At 45.4% G+C, this 10,719-nt stretch carries 10 protein-coding genes and 1 pseudogene; 5 read left to right on the top strand and 6 right to left on the bottom strand.

Features of this window, described 5'->3' with window-relative positions:
• Positions 1–94: 94 nt before the first annotated feature.
• Both DFP77_RS15770 and DFP77_RS15765 read right to left on the bottom strand, forming a co-directional pair.
• Positions 95–427 (bottom strand): annotated as a pseudogene (locus DFP77_RS15770) (DNA-3-methyladenine glycosylase I); the annotation flags it as partial.
• Positions 420–1,343 (bottom strand): LysR family transcriptional regulator, encoded by a 924-nt coding sequence (locus tag DFP77_RS15765; RefSeq protein ID WP_114413191.1) that lies wholly within the window; start codon positions 1,341–1,343, stop codon positions 420–422. The pseudogene DFP77_RS15770 and the gene DFP77_RS15765, both read right to left, overlap by 8 nt.
• A gap of 199 nt (positions 1,344–1,542) precedes the next feature.
• Here DFP77_RS15765 and DFP77_RS15760 point away from each other — a divergent pair, with 199 nt between their 5' ends.
• The 5 genes from DFP77_RS15760 to DFP77_RS15740 all read left to right on the top strand — a co-directional run bounded on the left by DFP77_RS15760 (position 1,543) and on the right by DFP77_RS15740 (position 7,435).
• Entirely contained in the window at positions 1,543–2,574 is a 1,032-nt protein-coding gene (locus DFP77_RS15760; protein ID WP_114413190.1) for an amino acid ABC transporter substrate-binding protein, read from the top strand.
• A 96-nt stretch (positions 2,575–2,670) separates the two neighbouring features.
• Positions 2,671–3,903 (top strand): amino acid ABC transporter permease, encoded by a 1,233-nt coding sequence (locus DFP77_RS15755; protein WP_114413189.1) that lies wholly within the window; start codon positions 2,671–2,673, stop codon positions 3,901–3,903.
• Positions 3,904–5,262, top strand: a complete 1,359-nt coding sequence (locus tag DFP77_RS15750) for an amino acid ABC transporter permease (RefSeq protein WP_114413188.1) — start codon at positions 3,904–3,906, stop codon at positions 5,260–5,262. It abuts the gene before it with no gap.
• Positions 5,262–6,032, top strand: a complete 771-nt coding sequence (locus DFP77_RS15745) for an amino acid ABC transporter ATP-binding protein (protein WP_114413187.1) — start codon at positions 5,262–5,264, stop codon at positions 6,030–6,032. Before DFP77_RS15750 ends, DFP77_RS15745 begins: the two co-directional genes overlap by 1 nt.
• A 92-nt stretch (positions 6,033–6,124) precedes the next feature.
• A complete protein-coding gene (locus DFP77_RS15740; protein ID WP_114413186.1) occupies positions 6,125–7,435 on the top strand; it encodes an NAD(P)/FAD-dependent oxidoreductase in 1,311 nt (436 codons plus the stop codon).
• Positions 7,436–7,481: 46 nt separating this feature from the next.
• On the opposite strand, the gene DFP77_RS15735 is transcribed toward DFP77_RS15740, so the two are convergent.
• From DFP77_RS15735 to dgt, 4 genes are read right to left on the bottom strand one after another with little or no spacing between them, the layout of a single operon-like run.
• Positions 7,482–7,883, bottom strand: a complete 402-nt coding sequence (locus tag DFP77_RS15735; RefSeq protein ID WP_114413185.1) for a GFA family protein — start codon at positions 7,881–7,883, stop codon at positions 7,482–7,484.
• Positions 7,884–7,888: 5 nt separating this feature from the next.
• Positions 7,889–8,344 carry a GNAT family N-acetyltransferase gene (locus DFP77_RS15730; RefSeq protein WP_114413184.1) on the bottom strand — a complete coding sequence of 152 codons (456 nt, stop codon included), beginning with the start codon at positions 8,342–8,344 and terminating at the stop codon, positions 7,889–7,891.
• A 22-nt stretch (positions 8,345–8,366) separates the two neighbouring features.
• Positions 8,367–9,005: a Vat family streptogramin A O-acetyltransferase gene (locus DFP77_RS15725; protein ID WP_114413183.1), complete on the bottom strand. Its 639-nt coding sequence runs from the start codon at positions 9,003–9,005 to the stop codon at positions 8,367–8,369.
• A gap of 13 nt (positions 9,006–9,018) precedes the next feature.
• Complete coding sequence (gene dgt / locus DFP77_RS15720; RefSeq protein ID WP_114413182.1) at positions 9,019–10,536, bottom strand: dGTPase; 1,518 nt, start codon at positions 10,534–10,536, stop codon at positions 9,019–9,021.
• Between the last annotated feature and the right edge of the window lie 183 nt (positions 10,537–10,719).

Below are 10,719 nucleotides of genomic sequence, written 5' to 3'. Positions count from 1 at the left end.
AATCTGGAGCGATTACATTCGTCGAATGGCGACCAATCACCCATTGAGTATGAAAACTCCTTTAGGAAAGTGTCCGGTTGGACTTGACCAGAACAATCATCTCTAGGGCGCGTTTGGCGTTGTTAATCACCGCGAGGATTTTGCGTTTATTGCGCACGATGCCGTCGTTATTGAGTAATTCTTCTATTTCTTTCTCACCAAATAATGCCACTTTATGAAAGTCGAAACTCTCGAAGGCGGCACGAAAGTTGTCTCGCTTGCTCAAGATCGTGCGCCAGCTCAAACCCGATTGAAAAGTTTCTAAGCAGAGTTTTTCAAATAAACGCTGATCGTCGTCCACCGGAAAGCCCCACTCGTTATCGTGGTAATGGGGAAAGTCTGGCGCGGTGCTGGCCCACGCGCAGCGGGGTTTATTGTGCTTAGACATTGCTCGCGTCCTGTGGGAGTCGAGTCTGTATTTCCAGCTTGTGGATTAACTCGTCGTAAAAGTCTTTGGCGAGGCCAGACAATGGGCTTAAGTTAGAGGTTAGAACTTCGAGCGGCTCCACAATGTTGGGAGCGAAGGGTTTTAACACGACATTGGGCAATTGAAAGACTTTGTCAAAGTAGCGGAAGTTCAAAATATCGACGAGGGTAGCGCCCATTCCTAGGTTCACGAAGGATAAACCGTGAATGGTCGTATGGACTTCTAGGGTGCGATTTAATGGCAATCCGGTTTCCGCATAAATGCGTTTGAGCGCTTTGGTGGTGGCGTTCTCGGAATCCAGGGTGATCCAGCTAAGATCCAATAAATCTTTAGGATGAATAACGTCTAATAGCGCGGCTGGATGATCTTTCGGCACCGCGCAATAACAAGGTAAGTCGAAGGCGACCGCATCGTGTTTCGAAGAACTTTGGGCTTTATCCACTAAGCCGATTTGATATTGCCCAGAGGCGATACCTTGGCGAATGGCAGAGCAACCTGAAAGATGCAGGCTCACGTAAACGCCCGGATTCGTCTTCATATAGTCAGCAATGAGCTCGGGTAAAAACTGGTAAGATGGGCCAAAAATAGTGGCGATTCGCAAACGACCAGACTTGCTGTTTTTCGCTCTTTTAATGCTGTCTTCTAAGTGGTTCACGCCTTGTAATATGCCATAGACTTCTTCGTGCAAGTAGAGTGCTTCGTCGGTCGGAATAAGCTTGCCGTTGTTACGCACAAAGAGTTTATAGCCAATTTCTTCTTCAAAATTGGCGAGCATTTTACTGGCGGCAGGTTGGCTAACATAGCTTCGCTCCGCGGCTCTGGTGATACTGCCAGTAACAAAGACCTCGTGAAATATACGCAATTTATTGATGTTCATAGGCATAACCTAAAGTTATTAGACTATTAAAAATATTCAGTGTGATTATAGAAAATCTTCACATAAGATCCTAACTGTTAGTTGTATGATCTGCATCAAAAGATTTAATAAAACGATGGGGTCGCGGACTCGATTCATAATAAAAATGAGTCTGAATAAAAAGAAATTACAAAATCAACAGCATATAAAGGAACGAACAATGAAGAAATTTTCTATAGCGTTAGCAGCAACTACAACGCTTCTAGCGGCAAACAGTTATGCAGCGGACACCACGTCTACCCTAGATGCAGTCAAAGAACGTGGTTATGTAAACTGTGTAATTGGTAACTCATTTCCAGGTTTTTACAGCTTAAACAAAGCTGGCGAGTGGCAAGGCATGGACATTGATATGTGTCGTGGTGTTGCTTCCGCGGTGTTTGGTGATGCCACTAAAGTGAAATTCTTGCCAGTACAGTGGGCGCAAAGTTTCACTTCTATTAAGAGTGGTAAAGGTGACATTTTATCAAAAGGCATGACGTGGACGCTTTCCCGTGATGCGGCACAAGGTCTGGACTTCCTTGATACCTATTTTTACGACGGCCAAGGTTTCATGGTGCGTAAAGACTTAGGTGTGAAATCTGTTAAAGAACTTAAAGGCGCGACGGTTTGTGTATTGACCGGAACCTCTAGTGAATTGAATATCGCGGATTATAGCCGTGCGAATAATTTAGATATCAAAACCGTCGTATTTGATGATTCATCCGTGCGTAACACGGCTTTTTTCAACAATAACTGCGACGCATTAACCAATGACAAATCGGGTTTAGCAGCGCAACGTTCAGCTGCGCAAAACCCAGATGACTACATTATTTTGCCAGAAACAATTTCTAAAGAAGCTTTGTCATTCGCTGTTAAACAAAATGACAGCGAATGGGCGAACGTTGTGAAATGGAGCTTTGCTGCCATGGTTGCAGCAGAAGAATTTGGTGTGAATTCACAAAACGTCGAGAAAATGCGTGCAGAAAGTCAAAGCCCAGTAGTTCGACGCTTACTCGGTGTTGAAGGTGACTTGAATACAGGTCTAGGGCTTCCGCAAGATTGGGCATATCAAGTTATTAAAAACGTTGGTAATTACGGTGAAGTATACGAACGTAACGTAGGAACGAATAGTGTTCTGGGTCTAGATCGTGAAGGTACATTGAATGCGTTGTGGACTAACGGCGGCATGATGTACGCGAAGTCTTTCCGCTAATTCTATTTACTAATAGTGAATGCAATAGGTAGGTTATGTTTCTAGGCCTATCTATTGCTGCAATTTTAGTTTTCCTCCTTCGTTCGGTATATAGATATGATTCAGTCCTCTACGAGTAAACCACAAAAACGCCCGACTAAGGGTGCTGGTTTACCTTCGTCTACGACACAAAAATGGCTGTCTTTGCTTAATAATGATTCAAGCAGAGCGGTGATCTTGCAAGCCATTGTCTTGATGCTGGTTTTGTTCGGCTTGTGGTTTTTATTCGCCAATGCCAGTGAAAACTTAAACCGCCTAGGCATGACGTTTGGCTTTGATTTTCTGCAGGTGACGGCAGGATTTAATATTAGCTGGAGTCTGATTCCTTACGACCCAGGTATGACTTACTGGCGTGTATTTTTAGTCGGTATTGTGAACACGCTAATTTTGTCTTTCTGCGTGATTGTTGTCGGCACTCTCATTGGTACAGCGGTGGGGATTTTAAGATTATCCGATAACCCTTTGGTTTCTCAATTAGCACGTTGGTACGTTGAAGTCGTGCGTAATGTGCCTCTGTTAATACAGATTATTTTTTGGTTTACTGTGGTGTTTTCGACCTTGCCTGCGCCTCGCCAAAGCTATCACCTTGGCGAATGGCTTTTCCTAAATAATCGTGGTCTTTATGTGATGACAATGGAAAGTACCTTGTCATGGGGATGGATTGTTGCCCTTGGAGTGGCCTTGATCACTGCGCTTTACGCCTTATTTCGTTGGTCTAAACCTTATTACACCTTGTCAGGTTCTCGTTCCACAGGATTCTATATCGGCTTAGTTGCGTGGGCGTTAGTTGCTTGCTGGGCGATTTGGACCTTTTTGAATTCGACGAGTTTGTCTGCTCCAACACTACAAGGCTTTAACTTCAGCGGCGGTGCGTTTCTTCCTGCGTCATTCGGTGCGGCGTTTGTTGCCATGACGGTGTATCGATCTGCGGCTATCGCTGAAACGGTTCGAGCTGGTATGCAGTCTATCGACCGAGGACAGCATGAAGCTGCGTTTACCATTGGTTTCTCACGCGTTCAGTCGTTGCGCTTGATTCTGATTCCTCAAGCGATTCGATCCATTATTCCGCCAATGACCAACTCTTGGTTGGCAGCGACAAAAGACTCGTCACTGGCGGTGGCGATTGGCTTCCCGGAATTGGTGTCTGTGTTCATGCAAACTTCCATGAACCAAACCGGACGCGCTATCGAGATCATCTTTATGGTTATGGGTTTCTATATCTTCATCAGTTTGCTGATCTCTTACTTGCTCAACAAGTACAACGACAGCGTGCAGTATAAGGTGCGATAAATGGACGATTTGAATGTGAAAAACCAACCTGCTTTAAAGCAATTTGTCCCGACTCCACCTCGTCCGCCACGTAAAAGCGAAAGAGGTATTCTTGGCACAATTCGCCATCGTTGTTTTAACAGCATTGGCAACAGCTTACTGACTTTGTGTGTGGCGACAGTGCTGTTTTATTTAGTGAAACATGTGTTGGATTGGGCGGTATTTAACGCGGTTTTCATCGCGGATAATCGTCGTCAATGTATGGATATCAGCCCAGACGGTGCCTGTTGGGCAGGTGTTATTAGCTGGTTTAATGGCTTAATTTACGGGCGTTTTCCGGTGGACGAGCAATGGCGCGTCAATATCGGCGTATTGCTCGGGTTGGTGTGGCTATTACCGCTGATGTCGAAGCGCATTGCTTTGCGTAACTTCATCTTGTTGTCTTGGATTGGCCTGTATCCTTTTGTGGGTGCTTATCTTTTCTTAGGCGGCCGTTTCGGCGAGGAATTGGGCTTGGTACATGGCGCGATGACCTGTCTTGCCTTGGCTTTCCTAACCATTATCTACGCTAACTGGATCTTGTCGGTGCTTGGCAAAAAAGGCCTAAACGAACTGTTTGTGCCGCTGGTATCACGCTTGGTTGAGCGCCGTATTCATCTGTTGAGCTTTGTTGCTGTTTGGTTGCTTGTTGCATTGGTGATCGCTCTTGGCCTTAGCCAAGTATCACTTGAGCCTGTGCCAATTGAGCGTTGGGGCGGTTTGTTCCTAACCTTCATTATTGCTGGTTTTGCCATCACCATGGCGATTCCTGTTGGTGTGATTTTAGCGCTAGGTCGACGTTCTAAATTGCCAGTGATTCATTGGTTGTCGATGACAGTGATCGAGCTGGTTCGCTCTGTGCCTTTGATCACCGTATTGTTTATGGCGGTGACCTTATTGCCTATCTTTTTGCCGGCGGATATGGAGTTTAACAAGCTCACGCAAGTACTGGTTGCGGTGTGTTTGTTTGCTGGTGCTTATATGGCGGAAAACATTCGTGGTGGTTTGCAAGCGATTCCAAAAGGCCAGTACGAAGCGGCCGCTACACTTGGCTTAGGTTATCTGCACACCATGGTACTGATTATTTTGCCTCAGGCGTTAAGAATGATGATTCCAAACATTATGACGTCGTTTATCAGTTTGCTGAAAGACACCACCTTGGTTTCCATCATTGGCTTGTTCGACATCATGTTGATGGCGCGCAACATTGCCAACGATAAAGACTGGGTGGGAATGCACACCGAGCCTTTGGTGATGATTTCCGTGCTCTTCTTTATCTTGTGCTACAGCATGTCCCAATACAGTTTGAATCTTGAAAAACGTTTAAAGGTGGATCGCTAATGACGACGTCATCAGGAAATTTAGCCCAAAAATCCGTCACTGAAACGGCGATTAAAATCGATAACCTGAACAAATGGTACGGAGATCATCACGTTCTTAAAGACGTATCTCTAGACATTAGCGAAGGCGAAATTATGGTGGTGTGTGGGCCGTCTGGCTCAGGTAAATCGACGCTGATTCGTTCTCTGAATCATTTAGAAGAGTACCAAGAAGGCGTGGTTTCCGTGTTTGGTCAGCCGCTTTCTCGGGATCGTCAAAGCCATAAGATCATTCACCAAACCATGGGCATGGTGTTTCAGAACTTTAATTTATTCCCTCATCTTACTGTCTTGCAGAACTGTACCTTGGGTTTAACTTGGCTGCGCAAAATGTCAGAGCGCGACGCCGATAAAATGGTGATGCGTTTGCTGGATCGAGTCGGGATTGCTCATCTCGCGACACGTTATCCGGGGCAATTGTCTGGCGGTCAGCAACAACGGGTGGCGATTTCCAGATCCCTCGCCATGGAACCAAAAATCATGCTGTTCGATGAACCAACCTCTGCGCTTGACCCTGAAATGGTCAAGGAAGTATTGGACGTGATGATCGACCTCGCCAAAACCGGCATGACCATGGTGTGTGTTACTCATGAAATGCAGTTTGCTCGACAAGTTGCTGATCGCGTGGTGTTCATGGCCGACGGAGAAATCATCGAAGTTGGGCCACCAGAACAGGTGTTGGTGAATCCCCAGTGGGATAGGACGAGAGAGTTTTTACAACACGTACTTTGATGACTGATTAGCTCGCGACATCGTTCATACGATTTAAGTTGGCTGTTAAAGAAAAGTACGAACTTACCCTTATTTTATGGAATGAAATCGATATGTTGGCAAAAAATATATCGACGTATACCAACATGCCTTTTTGGCTGGCAGATACGTCTTTGGCGAGCAAAATCCACGCAAACGCACGCTTTGAAATCCCACAAAAAGCCGATGCTGTTATTGTCGGTGGCGGCTTTACTGGCATCTCTGCAGCCATTACCTTGGCGCGAGCGGGACTCAAAGTGGTTCTACTAGAAGCTGGGCATTTAGGCGAAGGCGCGAGCTGTCGAAATGGCGGTTTGCTTGGGCCAAGCTTCAGCAAATTAGGCGTCGATGGACTCGAACGCCAGTATGGTCGTGACAATGTTCATGAGACGATTCGTGAAAGCTTAGTAGCCTTTAATTGGCTGGTAGATTTTATTAAGGAAGAGCAAATTGATTGTGATTTGTCCTTGTGTGGCCGCTTTCGTGGTGCGAGTCATCCGAGTCATTACGCGGGCTTGATCGAGCAAGCGGAAGAGCTCGCGAAGGTCGTGGACTTCCCAGCGATTGCGGTGAGCCGTCAGGATCAATTCGAGGAAGTGGGTTCTAACGCGTATTACGGTGGTGTGATTTATCCGACCGATGGTACCTTACAGCCCGCCAAGTTACATCGTGGACTTTGCCAAATTGCTCAACAAGCCGGAGTGTTAATGCTAGAACACACCAAGGTGCGCGATGTCAGTAAACAGAATGCCATGTACAAGGTTCAGTACGATGGCGGTGTTATCGATGCCGATCAAGTGATTATCGCGACCAATGGCTACACAGGCGGTGAATTTGATAAATTCAAACGTCGCATCATTCCTATTCGTTCTGCGATGATTGCCACCGAAGAATTACCTGAATCTGTGATTCGTTCCGTGAGCCCGAAATTACGCGCCCATGGTGGCACCGAGCGTTTGGTTGCTTATTATCGACCTTCGCCAGATGGCAAACGCATCTTGTTTGGCGGACGAGCATTTGGTCGTGGTGATCAGCCACAGCTGTATTCGAAATACCTACAAGACTTCATGATTCGTACTTTTCCTCAGCTGGAAGAGGCAAAAATTGATTATGCTTGGTCAGGTTATGTTGCCTACACTTTCGACCATGTGCCACACATCGGCAAGATGGACGATATGCATTACGCCATGGGTTATTGCGGATCGGGTGTGGGCCGTGCCAATTATTTTGGCCGCAAAATCGCCCAGCAGGTATTAAACCAAGTAGAAGGAAAAACGTCTTTCGACCAGTTTCCGTTCAATACTCGTCCGCTTTACACGGGTAAGCCTTGGTTCTTACCGATGATCATGAAATGGCACGACTTCGCGGATCGTCGCGGCTGGTAATACCTTATGTAGAAAGGGAATAAAACCTCAGCGATATGCTGAGGTTTTATGATTTACGATCTGCAGGGTGATTAACGCCGTCGACTGTTTGGATTTCACCAAAATCATAAGGGTTCACTCCTTCAAGACACCCTATGTTGTAGCCGTATAAATCAGGAAAGGATCGACGTTGGTGGTGGGTGTAAATGCCACAGTTTGAACAGAAGAAATGCTTGGCAGTATTGGTGTTAAATTGATACAGCGTTAACACATCATGGCCTTTTACTATGCGAAGGTTATCTAGTGCGACAGAGCCTACGATGGCGCCTTTTCGACGACAAATAGAGCAATCGCAGCGCCTTGGATTTTCGATACCGTTAGGTAGGGTTAATTCCAATTCAACCGCGCCACAATGACAACTGGCTTTGTGTTTAAGTCTTATCTCTGTTGGGCCGACTTGTTTGATCATGATATTTACCCCTTCAAAGGTTTCAGCAAACACACCACGCGTTCTATTTCGTTAAAGCCAAGTTGTTTGTGAAGGTTCACACTTTTTTCGTTGGAGATCGGGGCGTCGCTGCCAAGCTCCTGAAAACCTTGTTGTATTGCCCACTCTTCGGCGGCGTGAATCAAGGCTTTGCCAATGCCTTGTCCTTGGCAATCTGGTGATACAAACCAAGCTTCGATGTAAGGGGTGGTTTGCTGGCTGCTGCCAGGGACATTGTCGCGAAGGTTTAACTCGATAAAACCAACCATCTTTTTTGAGTCATCAAGCGCAACTAACACCTCTTTTACATTGGGATAAGCTCCTAGAAAGAAAGCATCGACTTCCGCTTGGCTGATGTCTTTTATTTCTGGTAGAAATTCAACTCTTAGTGCAGACCATGCCGCTGCGTCGCTTGCTTGTATGGTGCGGATATTGATTGTCATGAATTAACCTTTGTTATTTTATTTACTCATCTTTAGCGGCTTGTAGTTTGGCTAAATCAGCACCGGCGATAGCTTTCAAATATTGAGTGATTTTCTCGGCGTTCCAATCCCACCAAGCAATGTTTTGTAATGCTTGAATGGTTTGTTCGTCAAAACGGTATTTGATGATCTTGGCAGGATTGCCACCGACCACGCTGTAAGCTGGCACGTCGGATGTCACCACGGATTTGCTGGCGATAATGGCGCCGTTACCGATTTGCACACCGGGCATGATGGTGGCGTCGTAGCCAATCCACACATCGTTGCCTATATTTGTATCGCCTTTGTAGGGTAAGTCGCCAGCTTCGGGTGCCGCTTTTTCCCAACCATTGCCGAAGATATAAAACGGATACGTTGAGAAACCAGCGTTGGCGTGGTTCGCGCCATTCATTATGAATGTAACGTCTTTCGCGATGGCGCAAAACTTACCGATAATTAGCTTATCGCCAATAAAATCAAAGTGATAAAGCACATTACTTTCGAAGTGTTCTGGCCCATCTGGATCATCGTAATAGGTGTAATCGCCAACGATTATATTGTCTCGGGTAATGAAATTTTTGAGATAACCCACTTGTGGGAAGCCTTTCATTGGTACTTTGTTATCTGGATTAGGTCCTTTCATATTGCCTCCTTTTCTAATCAATCACATGCAAGGCGCGGTATTCGTCGTAGGCGAATTGGTCGGTCATGCCGCTGATGTAGTCTTGAATTAAGCGACAACGAAAGTAAAACTCCCACGTATCGTCGCTAATGGGTTCAAGTGTGCTGCCTTTGAAATGAGTTTTGAAGTCAGTCAGAGTTTTGTCTTCGATGGCGGCTCGATAGGCACGAATGTGTTTTTGTGAGAGTTTTCTAAATACTCTCGCCTCGTATGCGGGTGCTTTTATATCGTTGTCTAGAACCTTGTTGAAGCTGGCTCTGTCTAGTTTGAGTAATGGGGCATAAATATCCAGTAGTCCATTGATGATTCGGTAGCCTTGTAGCTCTTGTCCTTCTACTTCAGGCGTGCTGAAGGCGTATTTTCGAGCCACTGTTTTGAGTGTTTCGACCACGGCATGATGATAGCTACCATCCTCAATTAGGGCGTTGTTAAAAGAGCCGTGGAATACGGCATCGATATTGTCGATAAAACGTTTACAAGCGTATTTCGGCAGTTCTTTATTGATGCCTACACGCAGTCCAACAAAGAACATACTGTCGATTTTGTTTTGTCGATACATGGATTCGGCAGAGGCAATAATCTCATCCATCATTTGATTGACTGGCAGTTTGAAATCATCTGATTGGCAAGTATTGATAAATTCTTCACGTAAAATGTTTGGTAAATCCGTAATAGCTAAAATGCCTTTCTCTTCGGCATCTTCGATATCAGCCACACCATAAGAAATATCGTCAGCGGCTTCCATTATGTAAGCGAAGGGGGAGCGTCTTCCTTCTTGAATATTTAACGCTTCTCTTAATGCTTTGATAAAGGGCGCTTCACTCAAATAAAAGCCGACCTTTTTTTGTAGGTAATTTTTGTCTGGCTTGGAAGTATCGCCACGACGAGTGTATTTTATAATGCCAGACAGTTGGCTATAGGTGAGGTTGAGCGCAAGCAAACTGTGTACTAAGCGAATGGCTTGAGCATTACCTTCAAAGTTACAGATGTCACGTTCTAGAGCGGTCAGTTCGTCGTTGAGTTTGATGTCTGAGTCGTCAGTATCTGGCATAAAACGCTTAAGAAATTGGCTTGTATGTTTCTCAAACCATTTGATCATGGTGTCTTCACCAAAGTGACCGAAGGGCGGGTTGCCCACATCATGCATTAGACAAGACATTTCGACGATGGATTCAAATTGGCGGTCTAATCCAGTCAGTCCATATTCCTCTAGCTTTCCCCTGTCTTTCGACAAACTCTGAAATACCAACTGGCTAATGTAACGCCCAACTTGCTGTACTTCCATAGAATGGGTCAAACGACTGCGTACGGCAGCATTGCGCTCAAGAGGAAAGACTTGTGTTTTCTGCTGCAAGCGACGAATAGCTGCGGAATTTATAATGCGCCCTCTGTCACTTTCGAAGTCGCCCTGTGGCGCTATTTTTGTGTCGTCAGAATTACGGCTGTTATGAAGGCGGTTAGATCGAATTTTTTGTCTAAAATTAATTGTCATGAAGCACATCCTTGATCTGGAAACATTTCTTATCATTCGATAGTAACGATATTTTGGACGACAAGTCATGTTTTAAGTGATGGTATTTTAAACAATGAAGCGGATGGTTCATTTGCTTATCATGCAGTTAGATATCGACTTGTCACATAACTGTCATCTTGATGCTTTCTACTGTCTGTATAG

This window comes from Marinomonas foliarum (assembly GCF_003337275.1).
GTDB lineage: Bacteria > Pseudomonadota > Gammaproteobacteria > Pseudomonadales > Marinomonadaceae > Marinomonas > Marinomonas foliarum.
The sequence above is the reverse complement of the archived record's forward strand: the minus strand, read 5'-3'. Positions and strand labels throughout refer to the sequence as shown.

Bases quoted from the DNA above. Each gene is read 5' to 3' on its own strand.
- DFP77_RS15740 (WP_114413186.1), top strand. From the start codon at position 6,125: ATGTTGGCAAAAAATATATCGACGTATACCAACATGCCTTTTTGGCTG.
- DFP77_RS15760 (WP_114413190.1), top strand. From the start codon at position 1,543: ATGAAGAAATTTTCTATAGCGTTAGCAGCAACTACAACGCTTCTAGCG.
- DFP77_RS15735 (WP_114413185.1), bottom strand. From the start codon at position 7,883: ATGATCAAACAAGTCGGCCCAACAGAGATAAGACTTAAACACAAAGCC.
- DFP77_RS15725 (WP_114413183.1), bottom strand. From the start codon at position 9,005: ATGAAAGGACCTAATCCAGATAACAAAGTACCAATGAAAGGCTTCCCA.
- DFP77_RS15730 (WP_114413184.1), bottom strand. From the start codon at position 8,344: ATGACAATCAATATCCGCACCATACAAGCAAGCGACGCAGCGGCATGG.
- DFP77_RS15765 (WP_114413191.1), bottom strand. From the start codon at position 1,343: ATGAACATCAATAAATTGCGTATATTTCACGAGGTCTTTGTTACTGGC.
- dgt (WP_114413182.1), bottom strand. From the start codon at position 10,536: ATGACAATTAATTTTAGACAAAAAATTCGATCTAACCGCCTTCATAAC.
- DFP77_RS15745 (WP_114413187.1), top strand. From the start codon at position 5,262: ATGACGACGTCATCAGGAAATTTAGCCCAAAAATCCGTCACTGAAACG.
- DFP77_RS15750 (WP_114413188.1), top strand. From the start codon at position 3,904: ATGGACGATTTGAATGTGAAAAACCAACCTGCTTTAAAGCAATTTGTC.
- DFP77_RS15755 (WP_114413189.1), top strand. From the start codon at position 2,671: ATGATTCAGTCCTCTACGAGTAAACCACAAAAACGCCCGACTAAGGGT.